We start from the raw sequence: 16,985 nt of genomic DNA on the forward strand, positions 1-16,985 counted from the left end.
ACCACAACGAGCCCGCCTTTAGCCGTCCTCTTCTATATCCAGCAACAGGTTTTCCAACGCTTCGCGATACGCCCCCGGCTCCTGCCACATGCCCCGCTGCTGGGCTTCGAGCATGCGCTCGGTCATGTCGCGCAGTGCATCGGGGTTGTGCTGTTGCACAAAGGCGCGGGTGTCGGGGTCGAGCAGGTAGGCGTCGGCCAACAGTGCGTATTGGTGATCGTCAATCAGTGCCGTGGTGGCGTCGAAGGCGAACAGGTTGTCCACGGTCGCCGCCATCTCGAATGCACCTTTATAGCCATGGCGCTTCACGCCTTCGATCCACTTGGGGTTGGCGGCGCGGGAACGGATCACCCGGTTCAGCTCTTCCTTCAGAGTGCGGATCTTCGGCAGGTCCGGTTGGCTGTGGTCACCATGATAGCTGGCGGCCTTGTCACCGCTGAGGGTTTCCACGGCAGCGAGCATGCCGCCCTGGAATTGGTAGTAGTCGTTGGAATCCAGCAGGTCGTGCTCACGATTGTCCTGGTTCTGCAGCACCGCCTGCACCTGGCTCAAGCGCTGAGCGAATTGCGCACGGGCGGCGGCGCCTTCATCGGAACCTCCATAGGCGTAGCCGCCCCAGTTGAGGTAAACCTCGGCCAAGTCCTCACGGCTTTGCCACAGGCGACCGTCGACCGCGCCCTGCACGCCCGCACCATAGGCGCCCGGCTTGGCGCCGAAAATGCGCCAACCGGCTTGTTTCGCCGCAGCTTCTGCGTCCAGGCCAGACGTGAGCAACGCCTCACGCTCGCTGCGCACCTTGGCGGCCAGCGGGTTCATATCGTCCGGTTCATCCAGCGCCGCCACTGCCTGCACCGCGGCGTCGAACAGGCGGATCAGGTTGGCGAAGGCATCGCGGAAGAACCCGGACACACGCAGGGTCACGTCGACACGCGGGCGGTCCAGCAGGCTGATCGGCAGTATTTCAAAATCATCCACCCGTTGGCTGCCGGTCGCCCACACCGGGCGCACGCCCATCAGCGCCATGGCCTGGGCGATGTCGTCGCCGCCGGTGCGCATGGTGGCAGTGCCCCATACCGACAGGCCGAGTTGGCGCAGGTGGTCGCCGTGGTCTTGCAAATGTCGCTCGAGAATCAGGTTGGCGGATTGAAAGCCGATGCGCCAGGCCGTGGTAGTGGGCAGGTTGCGCACGTCGACGGTGAAAAAATTGCGACCCGTCGGCAGCACATCCAAACGTCCGCGGCTCGGCGCGCCACTTGGGCCGGCAGGCACAAAACGGCCACTGAGGGCATCCAGCAAGCCACACATTTCCGCCGGGCCACAAGCGTCCAGACGCGGCGCCACCACGATGCGCAGGCTTTCGATAACGGCCTTCACATCCTCCCAACCGGGCTCTTCCAGCTGTTCAAGCGGCCCCTCCAGCGCCTGTTCGATCAGCCGCGCGGCATACAGCTCCAGGCGCTCGCGGGTATCGCCGGCGGTGCGCCACAACTGCGCATCGATCTTCTGCAAGACCTGGGGACGGCGCCCGGTCCAGGGCTCGGCCAAAGCGCAATCCAGCGGATCAAAGCCCAAGTCAAAGGCCTTGGCCAACACACGCAGCAGACTCGATTGCGGACCACGGCCATCGCCACGCGGGATGCGCAGCAAGGCCAGCAAAGTATCGATACGCAGGCGACCTGCCGGCGACTCGCCAAAGATGTGCAGGCCATCGCGGATCTGCGACTCTTTCAAGTCGCACAGGTACGTGTCCAGGCGCGGCAGCCAGACGGCGGCGTCGGCGTCGCTCTCCAGCTCAAGTTCCTGGTCGATGCGGGTTTCGCGCACCAGCTTGAGGATGTCTTTCTGCAACTCCAGGGCGCGACGCGGATCCAGCAGTTGCGCTTCGTAGTACTCGTCCGCCAGCAGCTCAAGGTTACGCAGGGGGCCGTAGGTTTCGGCACGGGTCAGGGGCGGCATCAAGTGATCGATGATCACCGCCTGGGTGCGTCGCTTGGCCTGGGCGCCCTCGCCCGGATCGTTGACGATAAACGGGTAGATATTCGGCAGCGGCCCCAGCAGCGCATCGGGCCAGCAGTTTTCCGACAAGCCGACGCCCTTGCCCGGCAACCATTCAAGGTTGCCATGTTTGCCTACATGGATCACGCCGTGGGCACCGTAGGTGTGGCGCAACCAGAAGTAGAACGCCAGGTAACCGTGGGGCGGCACCAGGTCCGGGTCGTGGTAAACGGCGCTGGCGTCCACCTGATAACCCCGCGCCGGCTGAATACCGACGAACGTCAGGCCCAGGCGCAGGCCGGCGACCATCATGCGGCCATCGCGGAACATCGGGTCGTGATGAGGCGTGCCCCAGCGCTCCAGCACCGCCTGGCGATTGGCCGCGGGCAAGCGGCTGAACATCGCCTCGTAGTCCTCCAGGCCCAGGCTTTGGTGGCAGGGGCGCAGGTCGAGGCTGTCGAGGTCATTGGTAACGCCGCCGAGCAAAGCGTGGATCAGTGCCGTGCCGCTTTCCGGCAGTGCATCCGGCACCGGGTAGCCTTCGGCCTGCAGGGCACGCAGGATATTCAACGCCGCCGCCGGCGTATCCAGGCCGACACCATTGCCGATACGACCATCGCGGGTCGGGTAATTGGCGAGGATCAGCGCGATGCGCTTGTCGCCATTCGGCACTCGCGCCAACTCGACCCAGCGCCGCGCCAGCTCAGCAACAAAATCCATGCGCTCCGGCGCGGCGCGGTAGCACACCACATCCGACTGGCTGCGCTCACTGCGCCAGGCCAGGTCCTTGAAGCTGATCGGCCGGCTGATGATCCGCCCGTCCAGCTCCGGCAAGGCAATGTGCATCGCCAGGTCGCGGGGGCCAAGACCTTGGTCGCTCGCTTCCCAGCCGGGCTGGTTGTCCTGGGCGCAGATCGCCTGGATCACCGGGATATTGCGGCGAAACGGCCGCAAGTGCGGCGCTTCCGGGCTGGACTGGGCGAAGCCGGTGGTGTTGAGAATCACCGCCGCGCCGACCTCGTCCAGCAGGTCCTCGACCACCGCCAGGCAGCCGGGTTCTTTCAAACTGGCCACCGCCATCGGCAACGGGTTGAGACCCGCCGCCTGCAAGCGCTGGCAGAACACATCGATAAAACCGGTATTGGCTGCCTGCAAATGCGAGCGATAGAACAACACCGCCGCCACCGGCCACTCGGCATTCCAGTCGGCCTGCCAATCATTCAGCCGGGCGCTGGCACGGTGCGGGTGATAAATCGCCGTGCGCGGCAAGGTTTGCGGCTCGGCCCAGGCGTAATCACGGCCCAGGTAAGTGCTGGCCAGGCAGCGATAGAAATCCAGGGCATTGCCCAGGCCGCCCTGGCGCAGGAAGTGCCAGAGGCGATCACGCTCTTCGGCGCCGACGGTACTTAGTCCGCTGAGCTCAGGGTCCGGGCGATCATCCCCCGGCACCAGAATCAGTTGAACGCCACGCTCGGCCAATTCCACCAGACGCTCAATGCCGTAACGCCAATAACCGATGCCACCATGCAGGGAAATCAGGATGACCTTGGCGTGGCGCAGCACCTCATCGACATACAGGTCGACCGAGGCATGGTTCTGCACCTGCATCGGGTTGGCCAAGCGAAAGCTGGGGTAATCGTCCGGCAACTGCTGGGCCGCTTCGGCCAGCAGCGCCAGGCTGGAATCGCCGCTGCACAGGATCACCAGATCAGCGGGGGTTTGTCCGAGGTCGGCAATATTGTCGTCCGAGACGAAACCACCGGGCTGGGTCCTGAGCAGGTGCATGGGTTAAACGCTGAGGGCTGCGCGCAGTTGCGCTTCAAGGCCCGCCGCGTCGAGGTCCTGACCGATCAGCACCAAGCGTGTGATGCGTGCTTCGTCCGGGCCCCAGGCACGGTCGAAGTGCTTGTCGAAACGCGTACCCACCCCTTGGATCAGCAGGCGCATCGGCTTGTTCGGAATCGCAGCGAAGCCTTTGACGCGCAGGATGCCGTGTTGCACCACCAACTGGGTCAGGGCGTCGAGCAGCAGCGCTTCATCGGCCTGCGGCAGGTCGATGGAGATGGAGTCGAAGGCGTCGTGATCATGGTCATGATCGTCTTCACCGTCATGGTGATGGTCGTGATGACTGTGGCGACCGTCGATATGCTCTTCGGAGCCGGCACCCAGGCCGATCAGCACGTCCAACGGCAAACGACCGCTGCTGGCTTCAATGATCTTCACCGCGGGCGGCAGTTCTTCCGCGACTTCCAGGCGCACACGGGCCAGGTCTTCAGGGCTGATCAGGTCGCTCTTGTTGAGGATCACCAGGTCGGCGCTGGCCAGTTGGTCGGCGAACAGCTCATGCAGCGGCGACTCGTGGTCCAGGTTCGGGTCGAGCTTGCGCTGGGCATCCACCTGGTCCGGGAAAGCGGCGAAGGTGCCGGCGGCCACGGCCGGACTGTCGACCACGGTGATCACAGCGTCGACGGTGCAGGCGCTGCGGATTTCCGGCCACTGAAAGGCTTGTACCAACGGTTTTGGCAGGGCCAGGCCGGAGGTTTCGATGAGGATATGGTCGAGGTCGCCGCGACGGGCCACCAACTCGCGCATCACTGGAAAGAACTCTTCCTGCACGGTGCAGCACAGGCAGCCATTGGCCAACTCGTAGACGCGGCCGTTGGCTTCTTCTTCGGTGCAGCCGATGGAGCACTGCTTGAGGATTTCACCGTCGATGCCCAGTTCGCCGAATTCGTTGACGATCACGGCGATGCGACGGCCCTGGGCGTTGTCGAGCATGTGGCGCAGCAAGGTAGTCTTGCCCGAGCCGAGGAAGCCGGTGACGATGGTGACGGGGAGTTTGGCCAGTGTTTTCATCGGATGCCCTTGGGGGCGGGCATACGGGACGATAGGCCCTGCGACGGCGCGCAGCAGCGGATTTCGTCACCGGATCACCCCGCCCGGTTGAAGTAGAAAATCGGTTGCGAGGCAGGTCTCCTGGCTTGGGGCTTGCGGGTCTTGCGACCGGCGCTGGCTGCGCCTTCCCGCCTTGTCGGCAGTGGCGTGGCAGTCAGCTGAACCCTTTACAGTTGCGGGGGCAGCCGCGGCTTGGACCGCGTTCCCTTCTTAGCTTCGGCCTGGGCCGAAGAACCTCGAAGGGTGTAAGGCTACGCAGTGCTTGGGGGATGGTCAATGATGGGGTTGGATTGGTTGGGTTAGTGTACATATCCGTTTCTGCGGTGATGGCTGCTATGGGTTCCGCCCTTACGGCGGGTCACTTTGGAAAAGAGCCCCAAAGTAACCAAAGGGCTCTTGCCCCAACACTCGGCACCTCGCTCACGCTCGGTGTGCCCGTAATCCGACAGGGATTTGGGGGGCCACCGCCACGCGCCATCCATGGCGCGGGGCGGCTAAACCGGCATCCCTGCCGGTTTACCCCCCAAATCCCTGTCGAATTCCGGCCAGCGTGTTTGACGGGGCGCTTAGGATCAAGATCAAGATCAAAAGCAAAAGCACAGCGGCCTGACAGCCGGCTTGAGTGGTGTAGAGCAAAGGCGGTTCGCTGTAGGAGCGGAACCCATTTCAGCCATCATCGCAACAAGGGATATGTACACACCCCAATTGACTCCCCTCCCACCCCCATGCTCTCCTACACATCTTGTTTCGGGTGCCCTTCACAGGGTGAAACGGGAAACCGGTGCGTCATAGCGATATGACCAGTCCGGTGCTGCCCCCGCAACGGTAAGCGAGTGAAGCGTCAGATCCACTGTGCCTCGACGGCATGGGAAGGCGATGCTTATTAGGCACATTGCCCCTCGCAAGCCCGGAGACCGGCCCGAAAAATTCAGATAACAAACCCGCGGTGGGCGGGCGCTGTTCAAACCCTGCGTGCCTGGCTCGCGGGGTTTCCATGCGCTCGTTTCACCCAGACACCTGAAAGGGACGCGCCATGTCGATCGTCAGCAGCACCTCGCACTCCGCCAGCAGCACCGCCACCCTGAGCCAACGCCTGACCGCCGCCATCGGCGCGTCGATCCTTGGTGCGTGCCTGGTGTACTTTGCCGGTTTCTCGCACATCGAGGCCGTGCACAACGCTGCCCACGATACCCGCCACAGCGCTGCGTTCCCGTGCCACTGAGACCTGCCGACATGATCAAGCGTATCGCGCAAACTGCAGGTTTCACCGGCCTGCTGGCCGCCCTGTTGCTGACCTTGCTGCAAAGCTTCTGGGTCGCCCCGCTGATTCTGCAGGCGGAAACCTTTGAAAAGGCCCCGGCCGCCACCGAAGTGGCCCACGAACACACCGAAGGCGCTGCCGCCCACACCCACGATGCCGAAGCCTGGGAGCCGGAAGACGGCTGGCAGCGCGTGCTCTCCACCACAGGCGGTAATCTGGTGGTCGCGGTCGGTTTTGCGCTGATGCTGGCCGGTCTCTACACACTGCGCGCGCCAACCCGCACCGCCCAAGGCCTGCTGTGGGGCTTGGCCGGTTACGCAACCTTCGTGCTGGCACCGACGATGGGCCTGCCGCCTGAGCTGCCGGGCACCGCCGCCGCGGACCTGGCGCTGCGCCAGACCTGGTGGATCGGCACTGCGGCTTCTACGGCTGCCGGCATCGCTTTGATCGTATTTGGTCGTAACTGGCTGTTGAAAGTGCTGGGCGTGGCGATCCTCGCCGTCCCCCACGTGATCGGCGCGCCACAGCCCGAAGTGCATTCGATGCTGGCACCGCAAGCCCTGGAAGCACAATTCAAGATCGCTTCACAGTTGACCAACGTCGCTTTCTGGCTCGCACTGGGCCTGATCAGCGCGTGGCTGTTCCGCCGCAACCGTGACGACCAATACTCGGCATGACCCTGGTGATCGGCCTGGGTTTCCAGCAGGGTTGCGATCTTCACACCTTGCTGGCGCTGTTCGATTCGGCCCTCGCCGAGGGCGGTATCGAGCGTCACCGCATTAGCGCGCTGGCCAGTATCGATCGCAAACAGAATGAACCGGGGTTACTGGCTCTGGCCCAGAGGCTGAACCTGCCACTGCAGTGTTTCAGCGCCGAGCAACTGGCGGCGTTTGAACACCGCCTGAGCCACAAATCCGACATCGCTTTTGCCCACACCGGCTGTTATGGCATCGCCGAAAGCGCCGCGCTGGCACTCGCCGAGCACCTTGCAGGCAGCCCTGCCCGCCTGTTGATCACTCGCAAAAAAACCGCCCAAGCCACCTTTGCATTAGCCTGCGCCGGCTAAAATCCCGATAATTGCCGCCCCCGATCATGAGCAACATTCATGCTCGCCCGTTTTTCGACAGGAACCACCATGACCGTCTACTTCATCGGCGCAGGCCCCGGCGACCCGGAATTGATCACCGTCAAAGGCCAGCGGCTGATCCGCAGTTGCCCGGTAATCATCTATGCCGGCTCATTGGTTCCGGCGGCGGTATTGGACGGCCATTCGGCGCTAACGGTGGTCAACAGCGCCGAATTGCACCTGGAACAGATCATTGACCTGATCAAAACCGCCCACGACAACGGCCAGGACGTGGCCCGCGTCCATTCCGGTGACCCGAGCCTGTATGGCGCCATTGGCGAACAGATCCGCCATCTGCGGGAGCTGGGCATTCCCTTCCAGATCATTCCCGGCGTCACCGCCGTGGCCGCCTGCGCAGCCCTGCTGGAAACCGAGCTGACCCTGCCCGATATCGCCCAAAGCGTGATCCTGACCCGCTATGCCGACAAAACCCGCATGCCCGCCGGCGAGGATTTCGACAGCCTGGCCCGGCATGGCACCACCATGGCGATTCACCTGGGGGTCAATCACCTGGAGAAGATCGTCGCTGAGCTGCTGCCGCACTACGGCGCGGATTGCCCGATTGCCGTGGTGCACCGGGCAACCTGGCCGGATCAGGATTGGGCGATGGGCACGTTGAGTGACATTACCGAGAAGGTGGCGGCCAAAGGCTTTCGGCGCACGGCATTGATTGTGGTGGGCCGGGTGTTGGCAAGTGACAGCTTCAGTGAGTCGTCGCTGTATCGCGCGGGCCATGCTCACCTTTACCGCCCCTGAAACCCAGGCATAAAAAAACGGCGCTCACGGGGCGCCGTTTTTTCTGCTCGCAGTGAACGCCTTATTCAGTAGTAGGCGTTTTCTTTCTGCGTGTGGTCGGTCACGTCACGCACGCCCTTGAGCTCTGGAATCCGCTCCAGCAAGGTGCGCTCGATGCCTTCACGCAGGGTCACGTCCGCCTGGCCACAGCCTTGGCAGCCGCCGCCGAATTTCAACACCGCAATGCCGTCTTCGACCACGTCGATCAGGCTGACCTGGCCGCCGTGGCTGGCCAGGCCTGGGTTGATCTCGGTCTGCAGGTAGTAATTGATGCGCTCGTTCACCGGGCTGTCGGCGTTGACGTTCGGCACCTTGGCGTTTGGCGCCTTGATGGTCAACTGGCCGCCCATGCGGTCGGTGGCGTAGTCGACCACGGCGTCGTCGAGGAAGGCTTCGCTGAAGGCATCGATGTACGCGGTGAAGCTTTTCAGCCCCAGGGCGGTGTCTTCAGGTTTCTCTTCCCCAGGCTTGCAGTAGGCAATGCAAGTCTCGGCGTATTGGGTGCCGGGTTGGGTGATGAAGACGCGGATGCCGATACCCGGGGTGTTCTGCTTGGACAGCAGGTCAGCCAGGTAATCGTGGGCGGCGTCGGTAATGGTTATGGCAGTCATGGAAACTCCTCACAGGCTTGCCAGCAGTTTACGCCAAAATATTACGCAGGTACAAAGTCCTAGTGTTTTTGTCGGGATAGGTTTTTTGGGGGGGTGTACATATCCGTTATTTGGGTGATGGCTGCTATGGGTTCCGCTCTTACGGCGGGTCACTTTTGAAAAGAGTCCAAAAGCAACCAAAAGGCTCTTGCCCCAATACTCGGTGTGCCCGTAATCCGACAGGGGTTTGGGGGACCGCAAGAGCACGGCGGCCTGAGTGGTGTAGAGCAAAGGCAAGGGCAAACGCAGTCCCTGTAGGAGCTGGCTTGCCTGCGATGGTGGTTAACGATGACGCGGGTAACCAGACAAAACGCGGCGTTCTCACGTTTTTCGCCGGCAAGCCGGCTCCTACAGAGGACGAAAAGCGTATCCACGATGCGAAGCGAGTCGCGCTTGCTCTGGCTTTTTATCTAAGGCGCCGTAAGGGCGGAACCAATATCAGCCGTTACCGCAGCAACGGATATGTACTCCGAAAAGATCTCACAAGTTCTGATACCGATTCATATCCAACACCCCCTCTTCCACCGGCGTAGTCTCCCGAATGTACTGCGACACATCATGGAAGTACTGCCAAAACAACGGATGACTGCGCCGCACACCCCAGCGGTCCACAATCTTCTCGAAACGCTTGGCATCCTTGGCCCGCTCCATTTCAGCCACAAACTCCGGCACTTCCTGGGCAGGGATATTGAACATAAAGTTCGGATAGCTGCTCAGCACGCCAGGATAAATCGTCACCGTGTCCAAGCCCGGCTGATAGCGATAAGCCTCACCCAGCAGAAACGCCACGTTACTGTGGGCACGATTGCGCAGCATGCTGTAGAGCACACGCTTACCGCTGGCGGTCTCGACACGCAGCATCGTCGCTTCAGGCAGTTGGTCGATGACCTTGAGCCCGGCGGCCGGGCGTGAAGTCAGGCGGCTCAGCGCCTGCTCCGCATCCTGAATGGCTGGGTCCACGCCGTCACGCGAGCAATAGGCGCCCGTGCAGCGGTTGATCGGATCCGGGCTCGCATTCAAATCGCCATAACGCGTGAGCAACTGGTTGGCAAAGTCGCGCTTCGGATCGTTTTCATTCAGGTGCAGGCCAGTGGGTTTATCGTCATCAATGGCTTCATAGTCCAGCCATAGCTTGAGCTTGCCGCTGTTCTGGTACCAGTCATCCAAGAAGCCCTCGCGGGAATCGGCCGGCATCAGGCGCAGGAAGTTCTGCTCGGCACCGTTGCGAATCAGGTCGAAATACAACCGGGTCTGGGCCTGGTGCGACACGTTGCCGAACACATCGAAGTTCACCGCCAACTGATAATAGGTGCGCTCCAGCAGCGGGTAGTCGAACAGCCACAGGGTTTGCGGCACCTCGCCAATCAGGCCTTTGGTCACCGAAGCGCTGTCGAAGTGGCGGAAGATGCTCAGCAAGGCATTGTCATTGCCCGCCCACAGGGTCGACCAGCTTGGCGGCGGCAAGTCAGCATAGCTGTCGCGGCGCAGGGCCTCGTATTCATTACGTTTGTCGCGGTACGCCAGCCACAGGCTGAGCACGCTGCCGACGTCATCGTTCTGCCCCGGCATCGCCAGCAACGGCGTGGCCTGGCCGCGATAGCGCGCATCGGTGATGTACAGGTCGTGGTCCGGGTCTTGGAACAGGGTCCAGAAGTTGTCACGGATCACGTCCGTGGCAATCTGCCCACGGCACACCGGCCCACGGATAAAGGTGCGTACGAAGTATTCGGCGTTGTCCAGCATGAACTGGTAACGCGCCTTGGCCGGGATGGCTTCGAAGGTTTCGAAGGGGTTGGCGCGACGGCCTGGGCCATAGCCCGGCAAGGCGTTGACCTGCCAGTTGCCGGCGTAGAACAGTTCTTTGATCCGCGCCATCTTCTGGGCACTGAACGGGTACGCGATGTGGGTTTTATGCACAATCACACCCTGCACCGGCCACAGGCGGTAATACACACGGGTGCCTGGATCATCATTGGGGCGACGGGTGGCGATCAGATCGATCGGCTGGCCGCTGGGCGTACGCGAACGCACCCACTGGAAGAAATGCCCCGGTTCGCCGTTTTCGAAGTAGATGTGCGCGAGAAACAGATGTTCGAACAACCAGCGCGCCACCAGGCTCTCCCGCGCACCCGGCTGGTTGAACAGGTTTTCCCACTGCTGCACCTGCAGGGCTTCCTTGGCGCTGGGCGCCAGGCCTTGTTCATCGATAGGAGCGCCGGACGCGAGCCAGCGTTGCAGGGTCTGGTATTGCTGGTCCGTCAGGCCGGTGACCGCCAGCGGCATGCCTTCCTTGGGATGGGCACCGGCGTAGGCATTGAACTCGCCGGGCATGGCGCACATGTTTTCACGGTTCAGGCCCAGTACGATATCTTGAGGCAACTTGGCGTTGGGTTGCAGCGGTGCGTTATGGCCCAGCTCCAGCATGCGTGCCATCAAGGCCGCCTGGCTGCCCTGGGCGTCCAGCACCGAGTAAAAGCCCTTTTGCTGCCAGGCCTGCTTGCCAAAGGCGTCATAGAACAGCCGTGTGGTCGGGGTCGCCTGGCTGCGCTCGCCATCATAGACCGGCACTTTGTTTGCACCCCGGGCCGCGCCCTCGCCACTGCCCAGGTTGAGCTGGCAGGCGGAGTCGTAGCAGGCGTGGCAGGCCACGCACTTTTCGGTAAAGATTGGTTGAATGTCGCGAGTGTACGAAATCGCCGGGGCGGGTCCGTCAGCCTGTGCGATGCAAGCGACCAGCGCCAGGACGGCGCTGGTGATGAGGCGAAGTGACATGTATCGGGTCCCGGTTCAATGCGTGCGCTGAAAATTTGCCGGTGATTCTACCGGGCCATACTCCCCAGCAACATGAACGATATTCATGCAAAAACTGCGCATGCTCTAAATCGGCACAGGTTTGTTATGATTCACGCCCTCCGAAATGCCTGACCAGAGTAGTCCCATGTCCGATCGTAGCGTTCGTCTGCAAGCCCTTCATCAAGCCCTCAAGGAACGTATCCTGATCCTCGACGGCGGCATGGGCACGATGATCCAAAGCTACAAGCTTGAGGAAAATGACTACCGTGGCAAACGCTTCGCCGACTGGCCCAGCGACGTCAAGGGTAACAACGACCTGCTGGTGATCACCCGTCCAGACGTAATCGGCGGCATCGAAAAAGCCTACCTGGATGCCGGCGCCGACATCCTCGAAACCAATACCTTCAACGCCACGCGCATTTCCATGGCCGACTACGGCATGGAAGCGCTGGCGTTTGAGCTAAACGTAGAAGGCGCACGCCTGGCGCGCAAGATCGCCGACGCCAAAACGGCGGAAACCCCGGACAAGCCGCGTTTCGTCGCAGGCGTGCTCGGCCCGACCAGCCGCACCTGCTCGCTGTCGCCCGACGTGAACAACCCCGGCTACCGCAACGTGACCTTCGATGAATTGGTGGAAAACTACACCGAGGCCACCAAAGGCCTGATCGAAGGCGGTGCCGACCTGATCCTGATCGAAACCATTTTCGACACCCTCAATGCCAAGGCCGCGATCTTCGCCGTGCAAGGCGTGTTCGAGGAATTGAATATTGAGCTGCCGATCATGATTTCCGGCACCATCACCGACGCCTCCGGGCGTACCCTGTCGGGCCAGACCACCGAAGCGTTCTGGAACTCCGTGGCCCACGCCAAGCCGATCTCCGTGGGCCTCAACTGCGCCCTGGGTGCCAGCGAGCTGCGTCCGTACCTGGAAGAATTGTCGAACAAGGCCAACACCCACGTTTCTGCCCACCCGAACGCCGGCCTGCCCAACGAATTCGGCGAATACGACGAGTTGCCGTCACAAACAGCCAAGGTCATCGAAGAGTTCGCCCAGAGCGGCTTCCTCAACATTGTCGGCGGCTGCTGCGGCACCACGCCGGGCCACATCGAGGCCATCGCCAAGGCCGTGGCCGGTTACGCGCCGCGCCAGATCCCGGATATTCCGAAGGCTTGCCGCCTGTCAGGCCTGGAGCCGTTCACCATCGATCGCAGCTCGTTGTTCGTCAACGTCGGCGAGCGCACCAACATCACCGGCTCGGCCAAGTTCGCCCGCCTGATCCGTGAAGATAACTACACCGAAGCCCTGGAAGTCGCGCTGCAGCAGGTGGAAGCCGGCGCCCAGGTGATCGACATCAACATGGACGAGGGCATGTTGGATTCGAAGAAGGCCATGGTGACCTTCCTCAATCTGATCGCCGGCGAGCCGGACATCTCCCGCGTGCCGATCATGATCGACTCCTCCAAGTGGGACGTGATCGAGGCCGGCCTCAAGTGCATCCAGGGCAAGGGCATCGTCAACTCCATCAGCATGAAGGAAGGCGTGGAGCAGTTCATCCACCACGCCAAGCTGTGCAAGCGCTATGGCGCTGCGGTGGTGGTGATGGCGTTCGATGAAGCCGGCCAGGCCGACACCGAAGCGCGCAAGAAAGAGATCTGCAAACGCTCCTACGACATCCTGGTGAATGAAGTCGGCTTCCCACCGGAAGACATCATCTTCGACCCGAACATCTTTGCGGTCGCCACCGGTATCGAAGAGCACAACAACTACGCCGTCGACTTTATCAACGCCTGCGCCTACATCCGTGACGAGCTGCCGTATGCACTGACCTCCGGCGGCGTGTCCAACGTGTCGTTCTCGTTCCGTGGCAACAACCCGGTGCGTGAGGCAATCCATTCGGTGTTCCTGCTGTATGCGATCCGCAACGGGCTGACCATGGGCATCGTCAACGCCGGCCAGCTGGAGATCTACGACCAGATCCCGGCCGAGCTGCGTGATGCCGTGGAAGACGTGGTGCTCAACCGCACGCCGGACGGCACCGACGCCCTGCTCGCCATCGCCGACAAGTACAAGGGCGACGGCAGCGTCAAGGAAGCCGAGACCGAAGAATGGCGTGGCTGGGACGTGAACAAGCGCCTGGAACACGCGCTGGTCAAAGGCATCACTACGCACATCGTGGAAGACACCGAGGAATCGCGGCTGTCGTTCGCGCGCCCGATCGAAGTGATCGAAGGCCCGCTGATGTCCGGCATGAACATCGTCGGCGACCTGTTTGGCGCTGGTAAGATGTTCCTGCCCCAGGTGGTGAAATCTGCCCGCGTGATGAAACAGGCGGTAGCGCACTTGATCCCGTTCATCGAACTGGAAAAAGGCGACAAGCCGGAAGCCAAGGGCAAGATCCTGATGGCAACCGTAAAAGGCGACGTGCACGACATCGGCAAAAACATTGTCGGCGTGGTGCTCGGCTGCAACGGCTATGACATCGTCGACCTGGGCGTAATGGTGCCGGCAGAGAAGATCCTGCAGGTGGCCAAGGAACAGAAGTGCGACATTATCGGGCTGTCCGGCCTGATCACCCCGTCCCTGGACGAGATGGTCCATGTGGCTCGCGAGATGCAGCGCCAGGACTTCCACCTGCCGCTGATGATCGGTGGCGCCACCACCTCCAAGGCGCACACGGCGGTAAAGATCGAGCCCAAGTACAGTAACGATGCCGTGGTGTACGTCACCGACGCTTCCCGCGCCGTGGGCGTGGCGACGCAGTTGCTGTCCAAGGAACTGAAAGCCGGCTTCGTGGAACGCACCCGCGAGGAATACGTGGAAGTGCGCGAGCGCACCTCGAACCGCAGCGCCCGCACCGAGCGCCTGAGCTATCCCGCCGCCATCGCCAAAAAGCCACAGTTCGACTGGAGCACCTACAGCCCGGTGGTGCCGACCTTTACCGGCGCCAAGGTGCTGGACAATATCGACCTCAAGGTGCTGGCCGAGTACATCGACTGGACACCGTTCTTCATTTCCTGGGACCTGGCAGGCAAATTCCCACGCATTCTTACTGACGAAGTCGTCGGTGAAGCGGCCATCGCGCTGTACGCCGATGCCCAGGAAATGCTCAAGAAGTTGATCGACGAAAAACTCATCAGCGCCCGTGCGGTGTTCGGTTTCTGGCCGACCAACCAGGTGCAGGACGACGACCTGGAAGTCTACGGCGACGACGGCCAGCCGATCGCAAAACTGCACCACCTGCGCCAGCAGATCATCAAGACCGATGGCAAGCCAAACTTCTCCCTGGCCGACTTCGTAGCGCCCAAGGACAGCGGTGTGACTGACTACATCGGTGGTTTTATCACCACCGCCGGTATCGGTGCCGAAGAAGTCGCCAAGGCCTACCAGGACGCGGGCGACGACTACAACTCGATCATGGTCAAGGCCCTGGCCGACCGCCTGGCCGAAGCCTGCGCTGAATGGCTGCACCAGCAGGTGCGTAAAGAGCACTGGGGCTACGCCAAGGATGAGCAATTGGACAACGAGGCGCTGATCAAAGAGCAATACAGCGGCATCCGCCCTGCCCCCGGTTACCCCGCGTGCCCGGATCACACCGAGAAAGCCCAGTTGTTTCAACTGCTCGACCCCGAGGCCCGCGAAATGCATGCAGGTCGTAGCGGCGTGTTCCTCACCGAGCATTACGCGATGTTCCCGGCGGCGGCCGTCAGCGGCTGGTACTTCGCCCACCCGCAGGCGCAGTACTTTGCCGTGGGTAAGGTCGACAAGGACCAGGTGGCGAGCTACACCGCGCGCAAAGGCCAGGACCTGAGTGTGACCGAACGTTGGCTGGCGCCGAACCTGGGCTACGACAACTAAGCCCACGACAACTAAGCCCGGCTGGATTGTCTATGCTATCCCTCACACACCTGGTGTCGAGGGATGTATGGACGATCCAATCAACAACAAGCCCCCTACCTTCTGGCAGATGCTGCACAGCGTGATAGCGGCCGCGTTTGGCGTGCAAAGCGGCAAGAACCGCGCTCGCGACTTTACCCACGGCAGGCCCAGCCACTTTGTGGCGTTGGGCATTCTGTTCACGGTGGTGTTTGCCTTGACGTTGTTCGGTATCGTCAAGCTGGTGCTGCTGTTGGCCGGCGTCTAGCGCAGCAGCAGTTGCAGGCTGAAGGGGTAACGGTAGGACGCCGGCTTGCCGACGGCAGACAGTGCACGGAAATCCACTGGCGCCGCTGGCGCCAACAACCGTTGTGCCTGGGTGGCGTCTATCAACTGGAACAGCGCTTCCTGGCGGTCGCGCCCGCCATGGGCGTCGATTGGCACGCCCTTGGCATCATCATGGATCAACACCATCGCCCACCCGCCCAGGGTGAAATGCCCGGCGACCAGTGTACTCAGCCGTCCATCCAGCCGTGCCTGCAAAATCTGCGGCGAACTGTTCACCGCACTGAACAACACCTCCTGACCCGGCACCCGCCCACTGTCCTGTAGCGCCTGCATGGCGCCAAGCGCCATTTCGTCGTTGGCCGACCACACCAGCGCGGTCTGCGGGTAGCGCTTGAACAACAGCACCGCTTGCTCGAACGCGCGCTGGCGGCTCCATTCGCCGGAGACCAACTGGCGCAGGCGCACTTCAGGGTGCTCAGCCAGGGCACGGCGCAGGCCCTTTTCGCGCAGCTGCGCGGCCGGGGTCGTCTTGGTGCCGGAGAATGCCAGCAGGTCGATGGATTCGCCAGGCTTTGCAGGGCCGTGCTGGCGCAGCAAGTCGGTCAGCATCAAATAACCGGCCTGCTCGTCGTCGGCGACCATGCTGCCCATCACGTCGGCGTCGTTGCGGGCGTTCAGCAATTGCACCTGATCGGCGGTCAGCGCGTTATTCACAATCAGCAGCTTGACCCCGCTCCCCTGGGCCATGCGCAGGATCTGCGGGGCAACGTATTGCTCGTTCACCAACACCAGGTAATCCGGCCGCTCGCTGCCTTGCAGTGCCTCGCGCGCCTGATTCAGGGTGTTGCGGGTGTCACGCTCGGAATAGCGCACACGCAAATGCAGGCCGAGGTCCTTGGCTCCGGCCTGCATGAACTGCGCGTAGCTGACCCAGAAGGTTTCCGTCGACATGCCAGGGTTGAGAAACACCACCGACGTGGCATGGGCCATCGCCCCGTACGCCGATCCCAGCAACCACACGCACGCAATCAGCACCTTCGACATTGATGTTCAGCCCTGGATATTTGACCGTCATGATAATGGCATTGCGACAGTCAATCGAGGCTGTTTACTGGTGGCTTACCCAAAACACGGCAGTTCCCACCACCAGAATGATCAGGAACAGAATGGCCCAGGCATCTACGGTACTGTCGGGTTTACGGGCTTTTGTCGGGTTACTCATCGCATCGCCTCTTGTCGGTTTTATAGGTGATTACGTTCAAACACGCTCACAGTAAAGTTGACGATTGCCCGCATGACAAATGTGGG

General features: G+C 61.9%; 11 protein-coding genes and 2 riboswitches. Of the genes, 6 read left to right on the top strand and 5 right to left on the bottom strand.

What is annotated here, in order from left to right; genetic code table 11:
• Window positions 1-18: 18 nt before the first annotated feature.
• Together cobN and cobW are read right to left on the bottom strand one after the other, a co-directional pair.
• Window positions 19-3,780 carry a cobaltochelatase subunit CobN gene (gene cobN / locus AB4O08_RS00815; protein WP_460114643.1) on the bottom strand — a complete coding sequence of 1,254 codons (3,762 nt, stop codon included), beginning with the start codon at window positions 3,778-3,780 and terminating at the stop codon, window positions 19-21.
• Between the two features lie 3 nt (window positions 3,781-3,783).
• A complete protein-coding gene (gene cobW / locus AB4O08_RS00820) occupies window positions 3,784-4,851 on the bottom strand; it encodes a cobalamin biosynthesis protein CobW (RefSeq protein ID WP_021491686.1) in 1,068 nt (355 codons plus the stop codon).
• A 93-nt stretch (window positions 4,852-4,944) separates the two neighbouring features.
• Window positions 4,945-5,144, bottom strand: a riboswitch (cobalamin riboswitch).
• A 478-nt stretch (window positions 5,145-5,622) separates the two neighbouring features.
• A riboswitch (cobalamin riboswitch) is annotated at window positions 5,623-5,827 on the top strand.
• A gap of 96 nt (window positions 5,828-5,923) precedes the next feature.
• Between cobW and AB4O08_RS00825 the strand changes: the two genes are divergently transcribed.
• The 4 genes from AB4O08_RS00825 to cobM all read left to right on the top strand — a co-directional run bounded on the left by AB4O08_RS00825 (window position 5,924) and on the right by cobM (window position 8,033).
• Entirely contained in the window at window positions 5,924-6,112 is a 189-nt protein-coding gene (locus tag AB4O08_RS00825; RefSeq protein WP_010210882.1) for a CbtB domain-containing protein, read from the top strand.
• 11 nt (window positions 6,113-6,123) lie between these two features.
• The gene (locus AB4O08_RS00830; protein WP_010210883.1) at window positions 6,124-6,828 is read left to right on the top strand and encodes a CbtA family protein; all 705 of its coding nucleotides are present in this window, start codon (window positions 6,124-6,126) and stop codon (window positions 6,826-6,828) included.
• Window positions 6,825-7,217 carry a cobalamin biosynthesis protein gene (locus AB4O08_RS00835; protein ID WP_044287046.1) on the top strand — a complete coding sequence of 131 codons (393 nt, stop codon included), beginning with the start codon at window positions 6,825-6,827 and terminating at the stop codon, window positions 7,215-7,217. Before AB4O08_RS00830 ends, AB4O08_RS00835 begins: the two co-directional genes overlap by 4 nt.
• 69 nt (window positions 7,218-7,286) lie before the next feature.
• The gene (gene cobM / locus AB4O08_RS00840) at window positions 7,287-8,033 is read left to right on the top strand and encodes a precorrin-4 C(11)-methyltransferase (protein WP_010210885.1); all 747 of its coding nucleotides are present in this window, start codon (window positions 7,287-7,289) and stop codon (window positions 8,031-8,033) included.
• 65 nt (window positions 8,034-8,098) lie between these two features.
• Here cobM and nfuA read toward each other — a convergent pair whose 3' ends face one another.
• The gene (gene nfuA, locus AB4O08_RS00845) at window positions 8,099-8,683 is read right to left on the bottom strand and encodes a Fe-S biogenesis protein NfuA (protein WP_003173594.1); all 585 of its coding nucleotides are present in this window, start codon (window positions 8,681-8,683) and stop codon (window positions 8,099-8,101) included.
• A 519-nt stretch (window positions 8,684-9,202) separates the two neighbouring features.
• Entirely contained in the window at window positions 9,203-11,494 is a 2,292-nt protein-coding gene (locus AB4O08_RS00850) for a fatty acid cis/trans isomerase (protein WP_010210888.1), read from the bottom strand.
• A 166-nt stretch (window positions 11,495-11,660) separates the two neighbouring features.
• Here AB4O08_RS00850 and metH point away from each other — a divergent pair, with 166 nt between their 5' ends.
• Both metH and AB4O08_RS00860 read left to right on the top strand, forming a co-directional pair.
• Window positions 11,661-15,371 (top strand): methionine synthase, encoded by a 3,711-nt coding sequence (gene metH / locus AB4O08_RS00855; protein ID WP_460114644.1) that lies wholly within the window; start codon window positions 11,661-11,663, stop codon window positions 15,369-15,371.
• A 67-nt stretch (window positions 15,372-15,438) separates the two neighbouring features.
• A complete protein-coding gene (locus tag AB4O08_RS00860; protein ID WP_010210891.1) occupies window positions 15,439-15,657 on the top strand; it encodes a DUF2970 domain-containing protein in 219 nt (72 codons plus the stop codon).
• Here AB4O08_RS00860 and AB4O08_RS00865 read toward each other — a convergent pair.
• Window positions 15,654-16,721, bottom strand: a complete 1,068-nt coding sequence (locus AB4O08_RS00865; protein WP_154846862.1) for an ABC transporter substrate-binding protein — start codon at window positions 16,719-16,721, stop codon at window positions 15,654-15,656. The genes AB4O08_RS00860 and AB4O08_RS00865 overlap by 4 nt on opposite strands.
• Window positions 16,722-16,985 lie beyond the last annotated feature (264 nt).

This window comes from Pseudomonas sp. H3_E07 (assembly GCF_054668895.1).